This is a genomic window from Hyphomicrobium sp. 2TAF46 (assembly GCF_052114865.1).
Classification (GTDB): domain Bacteria; phylum Pseudomonadota; class Alphaproteobacteria; order Rhizobiales; family Hyphomicrobiaceae; genus Hyphomicrobium_B.
Genome location: NZ_JBFRFO010000007.1, coordinates 172,878 through 188,361 on the forward strand (window position 1 = coordinate 172,878; position 15,484 = coordinate 188,361).

The following is a 15,484-nucleotide window of genomic DNA, read 5'->3' on the forward strand; positions in this document are numbered from 1 at the left end:
AATCCATGTCGACAAATGCGATGATCTACCGGATCGTCTGGCGATGGCACTTTTACGCCGGGCTTGTCGTAATGCCGTTTCTTCTCATCCTCGCGGTGACAGGCGGAATCTATCTCTTCAATGACGAAATCAATGATGTGGTCTATCACGACCTGCGCTTTGCACCTGCCGTTTCCACGACGTCGCTGCCGCTTTCGCAATTGATGGACGCCGCACTGGCATCCTATCCAGATGGCCAGGCCACGCGGATAGATACGCCGCACGAGGCAGGGCGCACGGTAGAAGTTTTTGTAACTCCCGCTAAGGGCGAGCCTGTCCGCGTCTTTGTCGATCCGGGGACAGGCACCGTCCTTGGAAGCTACGTCTACACGCACACCCTTGTCGGCTTTGCGGATAAGTTCCACGGCTCGCTGATGCTCGGCAAATTCGGCGACGCTATTGTCGAGATCGCGGCATGCTGGGCGGTGATCCTCATTCTAACCGGGCTCTATCTGTGGTGGCCGCGCGCGGGGTTGCGCATTGTCGGCGTATTGCTGCCGCGCGTGTCGGCCCGGGGCCGCAATTTCTGGAAATCGATGCATGCCACCGTTGGAGTCTGGACGGCTCTCTTCATCCTGTTCCTGATCTTTTCTGGATTGCCATGGGCCTCGGTCTGGGGCGGAATCTTCCGCGAAGTTATAAATACTGCCGGCGTCGGCTATCCTGGTGACTATCGCACATACGGGCGGATAGTCAGTTCTTCACAAAGTGCTCCTCTCGACAACCCCTCGGGTTCGCGCCCTTGGACGTTGGAGGGTTCGACTACCCCGGCATCTCAACACCATCATCACGGAGCACAGGGACTGGCGTCGATGCCGGGTAAGTCGAGCCAGCCAATCGACGTGGACGCTGTCGCTGCGATTGTTGCAAAGAACGGCATGACAGACCCCTATCGCTTAACGCTCCCCGCGGACGCGACAGGCGTCTATACTGCGCTTCGCTATCCTGACCAGCCCGAGGGTCAGCGCACGCTCTATATCGATCAGTACTCGGGTGAAGTCTTGAAGGATGTGAAATTCAGCGACTACGGTTGGGCAGCAAAGGCCGTCGAGCTTGGCGTTCAAATTCATATGGGCAACTATTTCGGTCGCGCCAATCAATTCGTTATGCTGATACCCTGCGTCGGGATTCTCTTCTTGGCCGTGACTGGCCCTTATATGTGGTGGCTCCGCCGGCCAAAGGGACGCTTTGCGGCACCAAAAACGGCAGGCGACTTATCGTTGTCCAGCGTTCTGATCGGGATCATTCTCATCTGTGCGATCTTTCCACTTGCGGGCGCGTCCTTGACGGTCGTGCTGGTAGGCGAAGCGATTTTACAGATGTTGGTTCGACAGAGGCGATACGCATAGAGCGGTCCTGCGTCACAACTCACGCTTATCGACCGTCGTGCAAACGAACGATCGCATTTCTATAAGGTTGGAGCGTCGACCCCGAAAGTTCGGACGGTACAATGTTGCGGACGTCACTGAGGGGAATGTCCTCCTCTCGTGTAGAAATTTCGTTCGTAGTAGGATTTTGTTCCACAGCTACAAACTTGACAGTTTCACCCGTGATCAAGTCTTCTGACAATTTGCAACGACGCGCGTCCGCGCGGAGACGCCTCATGTCGTGGCGATCCGAGTCCCCTTTGAACTGCATCGCCATTTGCACGCAGACGAGACCAGGCGATTGGTTACAGGACGAGGAATTGCCAAAATCGACCCGCTCGAAAGCTTCCGGTCCAACGTCTTCAGGCTCGCTATCTGGGGCCTCGCCACAGAGCTTAAACACCTGCTGACGCAATGCGCCAAATAACAAATCTCCGTTCTTCGTGGTCACGGTATCGAAACCAAGTGCCAAGGCGCGGGGAATATTCAAGCGACCCCCGCTCGCTATTTTGGATTGACTATCGGGATCATCAATATCGACAGTCTTCCAGATCCGTCTTTTGATGTCATCGAGTTGCACGCCGTAGTTGGCAAGGATTGCGGCTGTCAGGGTGACAAACGGTGCGGCCATTGAAGAGCCCGACATCGCCTTCAGATTTTCATTTTGCCCACCAACATTCGAGACGATCTGACAACCTGGCGCGGAAACATCGACGGATCTGCGCCCATAATTTGATTCCGGCATGAGCGAAGTGTTGGCATCTAGTGCGGCAACAGAAATGACATTAGTCGAATGTTCACCTCCATAGTTTGCGGGATAGACGTTCGGAATCCTCGAGTCATCAAGGTCGGAAGATTCGTTTCCGGCTGCGACGACGAGCAATGCTTCTTCTTGGTTCAGCCTCTGATCGATGTGAGCGATTTCGCCGATTCCGCTCGCGCTCAGATTGATGATTACCTTTTCGTGTGAAGTCTTTTCAATGTTATCGAGGTCCCGGATCGCGAGAGTCGTATAAGACGGATTAAATTTCCAGATTGATGCGCCCTCAACTCGGCTGACGACATTTCTGTGCGCGATTTTGAAGCGCCCTTTGAACAACTCTGGAAATGTGCGCGCAAATCCGCCGCCGAGCAGGATCCCGGTCACGTGTGTGCCGTGGAGCATGTTCCCATTGTGCGGTATGGGTAGATAAGAAATTGTGGGTGCCAACCGATCTGTCGAAAACTCGTCGTACCGCTGGCCAAATGTGTTGTCGACCTGGCTCGACTCGCCGGCCGAATAAGCGTGGGCAAACGCAATTGGGATGGATTTCGGGTAAGTCTTCTCGTCTCCGAGTTCGACGGCTTCGGAACCTTGGATCCCATCGTCGACAACCAAGATGACAACGGGTTCGTTGCCATAGGGATTGCGTGCGAACTTGGAGACAAACCAATCGTTGAGTTTGATCACGCGTGCCACGTCACCTTCAGACAGCGGATAGCCCGTTCCGCTTCCGGCGCAACTGAGGTCGGATAATCCAGGCTTCGCCTCAACGATGAATTCAAATCGATCTTCGAGGGAATAAGCTACGCCATTGGTTTTTGAAGCCGCGCTTTTAGCTTGGAGTTCGGTCACAAACTCCCCGATGCTGCCGTTGATGGGCTGAAGCCGCACAGGCCGGGAAAGGTAGGGGAGGTAAAGTCTGTCGCCCTCCTTCAGGAATCGGTCGAGGTCGACGTTCGCGAGAGCGGGTTCATTCCTCTTCGTCTCAAACTTTATCGCGCCCGTCGTACGCTTGCCGCTATGGCCGACAAAGTTGGACGCTATCTGCTCCAGTGTTTCGCTTTCCTTTGCGATGTAGGGTATGGGGCCGACTTCCCAATAAGCGCAGGCCGGGACGACGATTGGCGTCCCAATCTCAAGTGATGGGCTGTTCTCAGCAAAAAAAGTGGCAAGGCTGGGATTGAGTTTCTTCGCTTCTAAAACCAAAACATCGCTCATATGACCGCATTGGCGTGTGATGATCGACGAAGCGGTGTCGCCGTTCTCAGACGTTGCGATTGTCGGCTTCGCTTTTTGCGCAAGAAACCGCTCTAATTCAGCACCGATGTGTGGTCCCATGTAGACCAGAAGGTCGTCTGCAGCAGAACAACGGGGCACCCCAGTTCCGCAAATCAGGCAAAGGATTGTTAGAAACCGGATCGAGGACGACAGCATGGATTTGCCCAAACCCTCATATCTCCTAGCGATGACAGGCGACACTCATAGATTTCGTCAGTCCGCACACTTCGACTTTGTTTTTTTTACTCCATGTCCCAACGAAGGATTTGAAATCGGAAGTGAAGGTGGCGACCAAATATGATTTGCCATTCACTTTAGTGTCCGACTCGAGACCCACCCTGGAATTGAGAGCCACGATCGAACGCGCGCCAGCGACTGTCGAATTGCTTTTCAAGCGATACACGCTGCCGCCGCTATCTCCGGGGCACACGATTGCAGGGGCGTTTTCATTCGGGTCCGATTCGCTCAGCATGTCGTTGGGTTGTTGTTGATTGTAACTCGGCATCTCCGATATTTTCGTAAGCCCTATGCGAAACACGCCGTCGTTGCCGCCCGACATGTCCTCCTGGGTGCAGCCAAACCCAGCCAGCAAGAGCTTTTGCCCGACATCGAGGCCGCTTCCGGAGAGGTCAAGTCGTTCTGGCGTGACCCCTGCGAGTTCGCGATCAATCAGACAGAGCGCGTAATCGGCCGATACGTCGCCCTCTCCGTTCTGCCATTTCTCGTGGTGAGTGCATTTTCCTTTAAAGGTCGTGGCGCTGATCGAGATGGTAACTTTGCCTCCATTCGCGACGCAATGAGCGGCCGTTAGCAGGACACTTGGCCCGACCAATGTCGCGGTGCATCGACCGACCCCCGACGACTGGTAGAAGGACGCGGGAAAGTCGGCAGGCCGGGCACGGGTCCCTTTGATAACCTTGGGCTCAACCGGCTCAGGAAGCTGACTGACCTGCATCAGCTTAAGCTCTCCATTGTTCTTCACGAAGTGCCCGCTTTCGCAATGAGCCATCCCCGTGAGATCGACGAGCAAAATCCAACTGAGCACCAAAATTTGGGCGTAAGTGACTTTCATGTCGAGCCTCCGTCTAGGATGCAATCATAGGTCCAACCATTAGAGCGTTGGGCGAATTTGGTTCAGCGACCATCTTGCTAAGCGCAGAGCCTAGTCCCTGTCAGGTAGGGCTCACGGGCACTCGGGCCAGGGTGCCGGGCTTTACCAGCGGGCGAAGCGACACAATATTTCCTTCGTCATCGAAAATGACGTCGTAGACTTGGACGATCGTCTGATTGGTCTCGCCAACGGTGTTTTTCTGACCTCCGACAGCGGGCAGCGCCTTCTCGGCGAGGGCTTGAATGAGCTTCAGCACATCCGTAGTGTCCATCGTGCTTTTGACACTCGTTATTCCGCAATCCTTATCGAAATTGATCAGCACGTCGTTCTTCGCGAGGAATGCGCCGAACTGGACCGAATATCTCTTGCTGGGATTCTTGACGTACGAAACCGACACGGTGGATCCTGAAACAACCAACAACGGCTTGCATTCGTAATAGACGAAACCACGCGGCTCTTCGCCGGGCAAAAGAAGTTTGCTTGTTGTCCAAGCGCAAGCGGTTAATAAGAGCGGACTGAAAGCAACGACTGGAAAAACGATCCATTTACGCATATTGCCCCCCAGCTAATACGAACGCAGACAAAACAATAGGGTTAGTTGCAAATCCCCTTCGCAACTTAGAAACAAGCGACATTCTGATTGTCCATTGAGAGTTCTAAGCTGTTCCTCCAATCTCCATTCAGTCAGTATAGTGATTAACGGCACTTTGACGGGCGCGTCTAGAAAATCGCGCAATCGGCGGAGCAAAGAATTGCGCTGTGGTTCATTCGACACTCTTTTGATGATTCCGAGGGAACGGCTTTGTTATGAGGGAAGTCGGATAGGACAGAAATCCGACGGGAACTCTTTCGGAGCCTGCACGGTGGCGCGAGGCCGAAGATACACTCGTGGAATTACCACGAGGAGGAACGCGCGGTGTCGACCACCGCGCCACTAGTCAAGAGGAAGACGCTTAGAGTCAGAGAGTGTCACGAGCCCCCGCTCAATTATAAAACTTCGTTTAGTTTCGGTTGAGGCAGGCCGTCGGCTTCTCCCTTTGGAGATAACGACGCCTTGTAGAACCACGCTTCGCGCTCATCCAATTGATCGTAGTCAGGCGCTCGCTGATCGACCGACACGACCAGTGCATGCTTCCAATGTCTTCCAGGCCGGAAAAGGCGGCTCGACACGCTTGTCGGACCTATTGGCTTTGGCCATGGCTTCGCCGACGACGACACCATCTTCGAAAATTTTTGCCTGACGCTCATCGGGCTTGAAGGGCTTCCCCTTCTCGTTTCCGAGAAAGCGAAGTTGAGCAAGGATCAAGCGATCGCGCTCCATGACGGGCTCACGCTGATGAAACGGCAGGAACTCAGCATCATTCTTCCATCAATTTCGTTTAAGATAAGGTCGGCTGACCGGACGTCGGCAAGCCCCGGCACAACATCACGAAGGCATCTCGTATGCGCGCCAGACTCTTGTTCACTCTGATCCTCCTTCTGCTCAGCAGCTTCATTGTGCTGGCGCAGGTCGGCCTACTCACGTGGCCCGTGGAGCTCGCCGTCACCCTGGACCTGGGGATACAAACGAAATGGAGACAAGCGGCAGGGCTCGATACCACGACGACCAAAGCGACGGCCCAGCGACGTGATGAGAAGAATGCGCCTCGGCCGCAGTTGAATTCAGAAACACCCGCAACCACAACGGCGAAAGAAAGCGCTGCATCCGAACCGCCGTCGAGGGAGCCTCCCTCACAAAAGAATTCCGACGCCCCGGCTTTGACGATTGCGCGCATCTCCCCAACTGGGCCATCCGTGTTCGGAGGTACTGCCGCCCCATTTTCGCAAGTGACGGTTCTGGACGGGTCGACGCGCGTCGGTACTGCTACAGCCAACGATAGGGGCGACTGGTCGATCGTGACGGAATACCGGTTCGCAAATACCTCACCCAATATTAGCTTGCGCGTTGAAGCAAACCCCGAGAATGCCGCAGCAACGGCGTCCGAGCCGCCGAAGGTTGCATCCCCTTCGCCACCGACAGTCTCAGGCCATGAAACCCCAGCCGCTCAGCTCCTGAAGAAGTTCGAAGGCGTCGTCGCCGCTGCTCGAGAGGAGGCAAAGCATCAGACCCCTGGTGCGCCAAGCGGCGGGGTGAGCGAACAGGGCGGTTCCGCGGACGTTCAGTCCTCTCACCCACCGGAATCTCCGGCAAGTCAGTCTTCAGTCGCGCAGCCGATGCTTTCGCCCCCTTCGCCTCCGGCGCAATCGGCATCACAACCTCCCCATTCTCAAACAACTGCTACGACGATGCCTGTCCCGATTACCTTCGTCTACAATGAAGCAACTCTGACACCGGAAGGACGCAGCGCTGCCGGCCTGCTGCTGGAATTTTTGAAATTGAAAAAATTCGCGTCTGTCGTTCTGTCCGGTCACGCCGACGAGCGTGGTTTACCCGATTACAACATGGAACTCTCCCATGAGCGGCTCATCGCCATTGAGCGCGTGCTTCGCAATGGTGGCTATCAAGGCAAGCTGCAATTGGTGCCGAAGGGGGCGAACGAACCCTTCACGGGAGTCGACAGGAGCAAATATCCACCCGAAGAGCTGTACCAGCTCGACAGGCGTGTCGAACTCCGCGTTGCGAATTGACCGAGTTTCAGCGCGCTCTTTGCGAGGGCACGCAAGATCTGGACCGGTGTGTTACACATGCAGAACTTCAAGCACACATCGCCGAAGTCTGCGGCTGCCCGGTAGCGAACATCAGCATCCGGACGTCCAACTCACTGGCCGCATCGATCTTTAGAACGCGCCTGATGTTACTTGCAGAGGCGCGTTGTCTCCGCTCACCAGGGCGCCAGGGAAGAATGTTGGCACGTCGGCTTTGATGGTGACGGCTGGTGGGTCGGTAGCCAAGGCTTTGTCCAGCCATCCGGTCCGGGGGGGTAGCGTGACGGAAACCGTCATGTCGAGTTTCGAGACGGGTTCAATGAGATTTTTTCCGTTCGAGGCCGAACGGTAAAATAATATTGTGCCGGTGAAGGCGCTGCGGCCCGACACGGAGATCGGGGCAAATGGAGTTTTTGGACGCTTCAGGCGCTCAGCAACGTCATCTCGGCTCCCGAAATATTGGGCGTCAGCCAAATAGCTGCTCTTGAACTTTTCGATTTGACCTGTGGCCGGGCTCTTCGCTTCAAGTTGAAGCGAGAGAACAGCACCATCGCGCGCTCCGCTGTTGGTTATCGTAACCGGTACGGCCAGGACCTCAAAAGGACCATAGGGATCGCGTGTATACTGAATGTTTTCCGAAACATAGAGCTTGATTTCCGGCTGTCTCAGCGTGGTCTCCCATAAGGAGACGACAGACCCGGTCAACGCCAATCCAGATATCAGAACTGCCAGCCAATTGCCCGTCCCATGCGTTGCGGCTTCCCCCGCGATTTCGGTGGCATCGTTGACGATAGGCTTTGCCTTCGAAGATTGCATGTTCACCCCGATAAATTTCGAGTATCAGCTCTACGGCAGCTATATGAAACCCGAATGTTGGCCGAAATTCTTCCGGTACAGTTTAGTTTCGGTACATCTTATTCGTCTTGTCGTCCCTCAAAGATCTCCCTTGATCGATTTGCGCGAAGCCTTGTCGGCAAGCTCCAGCCGCTTACCCGGCGTGGACGCGAGAAGGATCGACCAGATGTCAGGCCGATAAAAGCGGTCGCGGAAGCGAGACATGGGGAACAAATCCGCCGCGTGATTAAACCCGCGATTGATGTGCCAGCCGCCCAGATTGTCTCCTCCGGGCGAAGACATGAAATAGCCGGCTGGGGTCCAGGCGATTCAGGCAAGTGTTTTTATCTATGTCGCGTTTCTGATCTCCAACAATGCCCGTCGGGTACGGGCTCGGCGCAGGAGCAGACGACCCCGTCGAATTCGACGTCGTCAGTGAGCGGCTGTTCAGGAGTTCGGTCGCGGGAGATGGACTATTCCCGCCCGCCGACAATCTGCTTCCGGTGACGGGCTGGGACGCATCACCCGGTCCACGGATGTTCGCCAAGGAGACGGCCGCTGCAGATGCTTCGATGCTCGATTGTGTGATCGACGGCTGGAAGTACGACGCTCAAAGCAGGGTTTGAAATCATAGAAATACTATGGGAAGCTTACGTTGAGCGGTGCCACTCGGAATCGCAGAGACATAAATGGTGGACTTGGGACGGCGGTTGTGGCGGAAGAATGGAAGATCGGCATCCTGTTCTCAAGGACAGGAGTCACCGCGGGCGCAGAGACGTCGGAGTTGAATGCAGCGCTCCTGGCGATCGAAGAAATCAACTCTTCCGGCGGTGTGCTCGGGCGGAATCTACGCGCGATTCATTATGATCCGGGCTGTTCACCGCCAAGGTTTCAGGAGTATGCAATCAGGTTGCTGAAGGAGGACAAAGTCCGCATCGTCTTCGGCTGCTACATGTCTTCAGAAAGGAAAGTGGTACTCCCCCAGATCGAAGCTTTCCGAGGGTTATTGTTTTACCCCACGTTTTACGAGGGCTTTGAGTACTCAAGTCGATGTTTCTACGGCGGAGCCGCTGCTAACCAAAATGCTGTCGCACTAGCGAAATACCTTATCGAGAAGTTCGGGTCCCGGTTTTTACTAGTCGGTTCAAACTACGTGTTCCCCCGGGAGTACAATCGTGTGATTTCGGAGCTTGTGGAGCTCTCGGGCGGCCAAGTCGTCGATGAGATCTATGTTCCGGTAGAAGCCACGGCAAAGGACTTTCAGAAAATCATCAGGAGCATCAAAAATAATGCGCCAGATGTCATAGTATCTACGGTCGTTGGGCTCGGATCGCAGCAGCTGTTTGAAAGTTTCCACTTTGCAGGCCTAGACGCGCGTAAGACGCCGATCGCGAGCTTAACGATGACCGAGGCCGAGGTCGCCACAGTGCTGCCGGAGGTTGTTGCTGGCCATCTAACGTCAGCATCGTTCTTCGAAAACCTTGATCGCCCCGAGGCTCGTCGCTTTGTTACGGCATTCAAAGAGCGATTTGGCCCGAGCGCACCCATTACATCGAGCGCCGAAGCTGTTTACTGTCAGGTTCATCTGTTCGCAAAGGCGCTTGCGCTTGCGGGCGACGATGATCCCGAGCTCATTGCGAAACACCTTCGGGGTATGGAATTCGAGGCGCCTCAGGGACGAATACGCATCGATCCCGACAACCACCACACAGAACTTTGGTCACGCATTGCGCGTATAAACGAAGCCGGGCAGTTCGAGATCGTATGGCAGTCCGAAAACCGAATCCGGCCTGACGTTTACTTTGTAACGTCTTCAGGCGACGGCTGGCACGCCCCTGAGCCCCAGTCCAACTGCAATGTATGATGGGGTAAGGTGTCCAAAGAGCTACTTCAAAGTTTGAAGGGATTGCGCGTACAGGTGATTCATCCGCCTGATGCGGAGGGCAAAGTCCTTATCGAACATCTCAATCGTATAGGCTGCACGTGTGAGGCCACATGGCCACTACCGGACCAGATTAGTCCGACCGCGTCTGTCGTGATCATTGCGATCGAACCATCGTGTCGTGAGCAAATTCTAAATTTGTTTCGACCGGTTGAGCCGTTAGACCCGGCGCTTTTGGCCGTGATATCTTTCGAAGATCCATCGACATTTCAGATCGTTCTTGAGTGTGGTGCGCTCGGATTTATCGATCGGCCGATCAGACCATTTGGGCTGCTGACGAACCTTATGATTACAAGAGCGATTTGGCTCGAACGGCAGAACGCAAGCAAACGCATCAGAAAGTTGGAACGCCGTCTGCGAAGCAACAAACAGATCCTCCGCGCCAAGGAGATCCTAATGCAGACTCAGGGACTGACCGAAGATGGCGCCTACGAATGCATCAGGCAGCAAGCGATGGCGAAACGGATGTCGATGGATGAACTTGCCGACGCAATTATTGCAGCGCACACGCTATTGACGAATAATCTGCGCGGTGACTAGTATAAAAATGAACTAACGCTCAGGACACGAGCGATTCCATTTCTGATGCACGACAGTGCCGTCGTGCATCGTAAGGCTATGAAGCCCACGTTCTCCCTTCACCGGGAGGACGTGGGCTTTTTTGTTTTTCGACTTTCACAGACCGCAAAAAACGCGGCGGCGCCAGGGAGAGAAATAGGAAAAATGAAAAATCCCGACAGACGTCAATTTATCAAAGCTATGGGAGTTGCTGCAGGAGGGTTGGCTGCGCCAACCATTCTGAGCTCTCGTTCGGTCAAAGCCGAAGGCACGATCCCCGTCGGAATACTTTACTCACTAACCGGCACTACGGCGATCGTCGAAAAGTCGATGAACCAGTGCGCGTTGATGGCGATCGCTGAGATCAATGCGAAGGGCGGTGTGCTCGGAAAGCAATTGCGTCCCGTCATCGAGGATCCGGCATCTGAACCGAGAACCTACAGTGAAAAAGCCCGTAAATTGACGATCGAGGACGAGGTGCCAGTGATATTTGGCTGCTATACGACGGCAAGCCGAAAAGCTGTGCTGCCCGTCGTAGAGCGCCGTAAGGGATTGCTGGTATGGCCCACTTGGTACGAGGGTGAGGAATGTTCAAAGAGTGTTCTTTACGCCGGATCGGCGGTGCCCAATCAACAGCTCGAGAATTCTATACCTTGGCTTAAGAGCAAGCTCGGAAAAAACAAGCTTTTCATTGTTGGCTCCGACTATGCATTCCCTCGCGGGATGGCCAAAACGTCAAAAACGCTTTGCGCAAAAATTGGAATGCAAGTCGTCGGTGATGAATACCTCCCTCTCGGTCACACCGAATGGGCTTCGATGGTCTCCAAGATCGGTTCGAGCGGCGCTGATGTGATTTTCTCGAACGTGGTCGGGGATTCCATCGTCGCGTTCTATCGCGAACTTCGTAACCAGGGTTATGACTTCGAGAAACTACCCCTGTGCTCCTCCACCACGACTGAGGTTGAGGTCCGAGCCATGGGTCCCGAATATGCGAAAGGCAGCTATGTATCGCTGCCCTATTTCCAGACGGTAGACACTCCGCAGAACAAAGCCTTCGTAAAGGCTTTCAAGGAATTTGCTGGCGCAGATTCGGTAACGCACGCCGCAATGGAAGCTGTCTATACCGGCGTCCACATGTGGGCCATGGCCGCAGAAAAAGCTGGCGACGTCTCTTCCCAGGCAGTCGTGGCCACCGTGGGGGGCATGTCATTTGATGCGCCCCAGGGCAAGGTTACGATTGATCCGCAGAACCTTCATTCGTTCCTCACTCCACGCATCGGCAAGGCACGATCGGACGGCATGTTTGATATCGTCGATCAATATACCGAGCCGCTGGTTCCGTTGCCCTATTCAAGCGTTGGCGAAACCGCAGACAATCGCATTTGCAAGGCGAGTGGTGCGTCTCTCTGAGCGCACCTCCATTAACGGCCTTCCCTTGCACGAGAAATAGTTTGTCTGAGATCTCGCATGGAAACCTTCGTAATTGGGCTTAGCATAGCTTCGATTCTATTCATCGTTGCCCTAGGCTTGGCGATCGTCTACGGCACGATGAAAGTCATCAATCTTGCTCACGGCGAGATGGTGATGATCGGCGCATACGTCACGGTGCTCGCTTCCAAGCATTTGGGATTGAGCATCTACAGCTGCTTACCACTTGCCTTCCTCGTCGCCGCGCTCTTCGGACTTGCCATTGAACTCCTCGTAGTGCGTCCGCTCTACGGACGCCTGCTTGACACTCTACTCGCGACATGGGGCATAGCGCTCATTCTGCAGCAACTGATCCGAATCCATTTCGGATTCGCACTCTTCGGAATCCAGATCGACGGTCTCGGTTCAGATCTGCAGAACGTTCCAGTTCCTGTTGAGCTCCAACAAACGCTGCATGTCCTGGGAACAAATATCCCTGTGTACCGCGCCTATGTTTTTGGCGTTGCGGTTGTTCTCGGTCTCGTAAGTTGGTGGCTGATCTACAAAACGCGATTTGGTAGCCAGTTAAGAGCCGTTTCCGCGGCACGCAACATCACCGCGGCTTGTGGCGTCAACGACAAACGCATTAATGCACTGGCATTCGCGTATGGGTCTGGCCTTGCGGGTATTGCCGGAGTTCTTGTCTCTGGCTTCAAGACAGTCTCTCCCGACATGGGCGCACCCTACGTTATCGATGCGTTCTTAGTCGTCGTGGCAGGCGGAGTCGGGCACCTGCTCGGTACGGTTTTGTCCGCCGGCATCCTCGGCGAAGTCCAGAGCTTCGTGGCTACATGGTCGAACGACGTGTACGGCCGCACCGTTCTCTTCGCATTCGTAATTCTCATCCTCCTCTTCAAGCCACAGGGGCTTTTTGTGAGCCGCAATCGCTGACGTATGGAAAGCCTATGAAAGACCGCACTATTACATTAGCAGCCTATCTCTTGTTCTTCGCAGTTGTTTTCGCATTACCATTTGCGTTGAACAGCTTCTGGACAAATCGGATCGCCGTTTACCTGGTTTACGCCATTTGTGCGGTGGGCATCAGCCTATCGTGGGGCTATGCGGGAATACTAAGTCTTGGCCAAGGCCTCTTCTTCGGAATTGGCGCCTACATGATCGCGATGTCTCTGACATTGGCGGTTCCTGACAATAATCCTATCCCGCAATTCATGCTTCTCAATATGGAGCCGAATGCGCTTCGAGACCTGTGTTGCGTTACACCTGGTTCCTTCCTTTGGCAGCCCTTTCGATATCTTTCGATAGGAGTTCTTGCGGGGATAGTCGTTCCCTGTACCATCGCCACCGCGCTTGGATACGTCATGTTCAAGCGCCGCACGTCTGGCGTCTACGTGAGCATCATAACGTTGGCGTTGGCACTGATCGGCCAAATGCTGATAATCAACAATCAGCCCCTTACGGGTGGCTTCAACGGGCTAGCCGATCTTGCTCCATTGAGCGTCGGCGGTGTCGAATTCGATCCGTACGGAAAGACTGTCTACTATCTGGTAGCGGCAGTCCTACTAATCGTTGTTCTTCTGTCTCGACTCGTCGTCTCCACGCGCTTGGGTCACGTTCTCAAAGCCGTGCGCGAGGATGACTCACGCGTTCGCTATCTAGGCTACAACGTCGAAAACTATAAGCTCTTTATCTATTGTCTTTCCGCTGGGGTTGCCGGAATTGCGGGAATACTTTTTGCGGTAACATCCGAGTTCGCGTCGCCATCACTTATGTCGACGTCCTTCAGCATCTCTATGGTCATTTGGGCAGCGTTGGGCGGACGAAGTTCGCTATTAGGCGCCTGCGTGGGCGCGCTGATCGTCAATTTCATTGGTTCCGTAGCTAGCGAGAATGCCACGCTTCAGCCGGTATGGCCAATCGTGCTCGGACTGATGTTCGTTCTTGTCGTGCTGGTTATGCCGGAGGGAATTGCCGGCGTCGTAAAGTCGTGGATGGCCAAGGCCGGGCAACCTCGTTCTCTGAAAGAGGTCACTCAATGAACGCCATCCCCAATATCTCCCAGGTCGACAGGAACCACTGCGCTCAACCGGTCCTGCGTACAAAGGATCTTACCGTCAAATTCGACGGCTTTGCCGCAGTAAACAAAGTCAATCTCGATGTCTCGCGTGGTGAGTTGCGCGTCATAATTGGGGCAAATGGAGCCGGGAAATCCACGCTACTAGACCTGCTGTGCGGAAAAACGCTTCCCACCGAAGGTGAAGTTTGGTTGCGGGATCGAAACATCACCGGCATCGGAGAAGCGGCAATCGCCCGTAGCGGCGTTGGGCGAAAATTTCAAACGCCGAGCGTATTTAAGGAGATGACGGTTCTCGAAAATCTTCAGGTCGCCAGCAACCGTCGAACGAGTGTGTTCTCGAACCTGTTCTCGTGGCGACCTCCCCGACCAACTGATGTCGAAGCAGACGTTGCTTTCCGAACCGGCCTCAGTGGCGTGCTGAATCGCAGAGCTTCAGAACTCTCACACGGGCAGCTTCAATGGCTAGAGCTCGCGATGGTGCTTAGCCAAGATCCTAAAATCATCCTTCTGGATGAACCGGCGGCGGGCATGACGGCCGCTGAGACCGACAAGACCGCAGAGCTCCTTCTCGATCTGGCGGGCTCGCATACCGTGCTGGTCATCGAACACGATATGGCATTCGTCAAACGTATCTGTCGAAAAATCACTGTGATGCATCAAGGAGCCATTCTCGCTGAAGGTACCGCCTCTGAAATTGAGAGGAACCCGGCGGTAGTTGAGGCTTATCTCGGATCGGCAACGCTCACCCATGCTTAAATTGCAAGCATTAAACGCCTTCTACGGCACCAGCCACATCATCCACGATCTCGATCTAGAGGTTCGTGAAGGTGAGATCTTCTGTCTTCTAGGCCGAAATGGTGTCGGCAAGACCACTCTTCTTCGCAGCCTGGTCGGAATAACCGTCAACACAACGGGGCGCATCGAATTTGAGGGCAAGGATATCTCGTCCATGCCGACACATATGCGCGCCCGACTCGGAATTGGTTACGTTCCTCAAGGTCGCGAAATTGTTCCCGGCTTGTCGGTTCTTGAAAACATCTTGCTGGGATGCAACGCGCGCGATGATGGCCGGAGGTCAGTTCCGGAACTCGTGTGGGATACCTTTCCCATGCTTAAGGACCACCTTCACCGGCGTGGAACAAATCTTTCGGGTGGTCAGCAACAACAACTGGCAATAGCGCGAGCGCTCGCGACCGATCCAAGTGTTCTCCTGTTGGATGAGCCCACCGAAGGGATTCAGCCAAATATCGTCGAGGACATCGAAAGATCGATCACCAATCTCAATCGTGTTCACGGTCTCACGATCATCCTTATCGAGCAGAAAATCCGGTTTGCGCGCAGTGCTGCCCATCGGTTTGCGATTCTCGAAAAGGGACGTGTGCGCGTAACCGGCACTGCGAATGAACTCTCCAACGACCTCATTCATCGGCATATGGGTTTGTGA

The 15,484-nt window shown here is 54.5% G+C and carries 16 protein-coding genes; 10 read left to right on the forward strand and 6 right to left on the reverse strand.

The genetic code is table 11. The features are described 5' to 3' along the window. The first annotated feature begins 5 nt into the window (after window positions 1-5). A complete protein-coding gene (locus tag AB4Z24_RS15790; RefSeq protein ID WP_441709758.1) occupies window positions 6-1,388 on the forward strand; it encodes a PepSY-associated TM helix domain-containing protein in 1,383 nt (460 codons plus the stop codon). A gap of 25 nt (window positions 1,389-1,413) precedes the next feature. Here AB4Z24_RS15790 and AB4Z24_RS15795 read toward each other — a convergent pair whose 3' ends face one another. The 4 genes from AB4Z24_RS15795 to AB4Z24_RS15810 form a co-directional block, all read right to left on the reverse strand. Beyond that, the gene (locus tag AB4Z24_RS15795; protein ID WP_441709760.1) at window positions 1,414-3,615 is read right to left on the reverse strand and encodes a S8 family serine peptidase; all 2,202 of its coding nucleotides are present in this window, start codon (window positions 3,613-3,615) and stop codon (window positions 1,414-1,416) included. Window positions 3,616-3,628: 13 nt separating this feature from the next. Then, a complete protein-coding gene (locus AB4Z24_RS15800) occupies window positions 3,629-4,519 on the reverse strand; it encodes a trypsin-like serine protease (RefSeq protein ID WP_441709762.1) in 891 nt (296 codons plus the stop codon). A 100-nt stretch (window positions 4,520-4,619) separates the two neighbouring features. After that, window positions 4,620-4,955 (reverse strand): hypothetical protein, encoded by a 336-nt coding sequence (locus tag AB4Z24_RS15805; RefSeq protein WP_441709764.1) that lies wholly within the window; start codon window positions 4,953-4,955, stop codon window positions 4,620-4,622. Window positions 4,956-5,651: 696 nt separating this feature from the next. Continuing rightward, on the reverse strand, window positions 5,652-5,864 hold the full coding sequence (locus tag AB4Z24_RS15810) for a hypothetical protein (RefSeq protein ID WP_441709766.1): 213 nt from the start codon (window positions 5,862-5,864) through the stop codon (window positions 5,652-5,654). Window positions 5,865-6,001: 137 nt separating this feature from the next. On the opposite strand from AB4Z24_RS15810, the gene AB4Z24_RS15815 reads away from it, so the two are divergent. Continuing rightward, window positions 6,002-7,186, forward strand: a complete 1,185-nt coding sequence (locus AB4Z24_RS15815) for an OmpA family protein (RefSeq protein ID WP_441709767.1) — start codon at window positions 6,002-6,004, stop codon at window positions 7,184-7,186. Between the two features lie 150 nt (window positions 7,187-7,336). Here AB4Z24_RS15815 and AB4Z24_RS15820 read toward each other — a convergent pair whose 3' ends face one another. Together AB4Z24_RS15820 and AB4Z24_RS15825 are read right to left on the reverse strand one after the other, a co-directional pair. Further along, window positions 7,337-8,020, reverse strand: a complete 684-nt coding sequence (locus tag AB4Z24_RS15820; protein ID WP_441709769.1) for a hypothetical protein — start codon at window positions 8,018-8,020, stop codon at window positions 7,337-7,339. 117 nt (window positions 8,021-8,137) lie between these two features. After that, on the reverse strand, window positions 8,138-8,263 hold the full coding sequence (locus AB4Z24_RS15825) for a hypothetical protein (RefSeq protein WP_441709771.1): 126 nt from the start codon (window positions 8,261-8,263) through the stop codon (window positions 8,138-8,140). 149 nt (window positions 8,264-8,412) lie between these two features. Here AB4Z24_RS15825 and AB4Z24_RS15830 point away from each other — a divergent pair, with 149 nt between their 5' ends. The 8 genes from AB4Z24_RS15830 to urtE all read left to right on the forward strand — a co-directional run bounded on the left by AB4Z24_RS15830 (window position 8,413) and on the right by urtE (window position 15,484). Then, on the forward strand, window positions 8,413-8,664 hold the full coding sequence (locus tag AB4Z24_RS15830; RefSeq protein ID WP_441709773.1) for a hypothetical protein: 252 nt from the start codon (window positions 8,413-8,415) through the stop codon (window positions 8,662-8,664). Between the two features lie 86 nt (window positions 8,665-8,750). Then, the gene (locus tag AB4Z24_RS15835) at window positions 8,751-9,902 is read left to right on the forward strand and encodes a transporter substrate-binding domain-containing protein (RefSeq protein ID WP_441709774.1); all 1,152 of its coding nucleotides are present in this window, start codon (window positions 8,751-8,753) and stop codon (window positions 9,900-9,902) included. 54 nt (window positions 9,903-9,956) lie between these two features. Next, on the forward strand, window positions 9,957-10,520 hold the full coding sequence (locus AB4Z24_RS15840; protein WP_441710058.1) for an ANTAR domain-containing response regulator: 564 nt from the start codon (window positions 9,957-9,959) through the stop codon (window positions 10,518-10,520). A 183-nt stretch (window positions 10,521-10,703) separates the two neighbouring features. Then, window positions 10,704-11,948: a transporter substrate-binding domain-containing protein gene (locus tag AB4Z24_RS15845; RefSeq protein WP_441710060.1), complete on the forward strand. Its 1,245-nt coding sequence runs from the start codon at window positions 10,704-10,706 to the stop codon at window positions 11,946-11,948. A gap of 57 nt (window positions 11,949-12,005) precedes the next feature. Then, entirely contained in the window at window positions 12,006-12,896 is an 891-nt protein-coding gene (gene urtB / locus AB4Z24_RS15850) for an urea ABC transporter permease subunit UrtB (RefSeq protein ID WP_441709775.1), read from the forward strand. A gap of 14 nt (window positions 12,897-12,910) precedes the next feature. Further along, window positions 12,911-14,002, forward strand: a complete 1,092-nt coding sequence (gene urtC, locus AB4Z24_RS15855; RefSeq protein ID WP_441709777.1) for an urea ABC transporter permease subunit UrtC — start codon at window positions 12,911-12,913, stop codon at window positions 14,000-14,002. Continuing rightward, on the forward strand, window positions 13,999-14,796 hold the full coding sequence (gene urtD / locus AB4Z24_RS15860; protein WP_441709779.1) for an urea ABC transporter ATP-binding protein UrtD: 798 nt from the start codon (window positions 13,999-14,001) through the stop codon (window positions 14,794-14,796). The genes urtC and urtD overlap by 4 nt, the downstream gene beginning before the upstream one ends. After that, a complete protein-coding gene (gene urtE / locus AB4Z24_RS15865) occupies window positions 14,789-15,484 on the forward strand; it encodes an urea ABC transporter ATP-binding subunit UrtE (protein ID WP_441709781.1) in 696 nt (231 codons plus the stop codon). The genes urtD and urtE overlap by 8 nt, the downstream gene beginning before the upstream one ends.

What these genes read in the sequence shown, in the direction of transcription:
- AB4Z24_RS15820 (WP_441709769.1), bottom strand. Translation starts at nt 8,020, where the DNA reads ATGCAATCTTCGAAGGCAAAGCCTATCGTCAACGATGCCACCGAAATC.
- AB4Z24_RS15845 (WP_441710060.1), top strand. Translation starts at nt 10,704, where the DNA reads ATGAAAAATCCCGACAGACGTCAATTTATCAAAGCTATGGGAGTTGCT.
- AB4Z24_RS15790 (WP_441709758.1), top strand. Translation starts at nt 6, where the DNA reads ATGTCGACAAATGCGATGATCTACCGGATCGTCTGGCGATGGCACTTT.
- AB4Z24_RS15830 (WP_441709773.1), top strand. Translation starts at nt 8,413, where the DNA reads ATGCCCGTCGGGTACGGGCTCGGCGCAGGAGCAGACGACCCCGTCGAA.
- urtD (WP_441709779.1), top strand. Translation starts at nt 13,999, where the DNA reads ATGAACGCCATCCCCAATATCTCCCAGGTCGACAGGAACCACTGCGCT.
- urtE (WP_441709781.1), top strand. Translation starts at nt 14,789, where the DNA reads ATGCTTAAATTGCAAGCATTAAACGCCTTCTACGGCACCAGCCACATC.
- AB4Z24_RS15800 (WP_441709762.1), bottom strand. Translation starts at nt 4,519, where the DNA reads ATGAAAGTCACTTACGCCCAAATTTTGGTGCTCAGTTGGATTTTGCTC.
- AB4Z24_RS15825 (WP_441709771.1), bottom strand. Translation starts at nt 8,263, where the DNA reads ATGTCTCGCTTCCGCGACCGCTTTTATCGGCCTGACATCTGGTCGATC.
- AB4Z24_RS15815 (WP_441709767.1), top strand. Translation starts at nt 6,002, where the DNA reads ATGCGCGCCAGACTCTTGTTCACTCTGATCCTCCTTCTGCTCAGCAGC.
- urtB (WP_441709775.1), top strand. Translation starts at nt 12,006, where the DNA reads ATGGAAACCTTCGTAATTGGGCTTAGCATAGCTTCGATTCTATTCATC.
- urtC (WP_441709777.1), top strand. Translation starts at nt 12,911, where the DNA reads ATGAAAGACCGCACTATTACATTAGCAGCCTATCTCTTGTTCTTCGCA.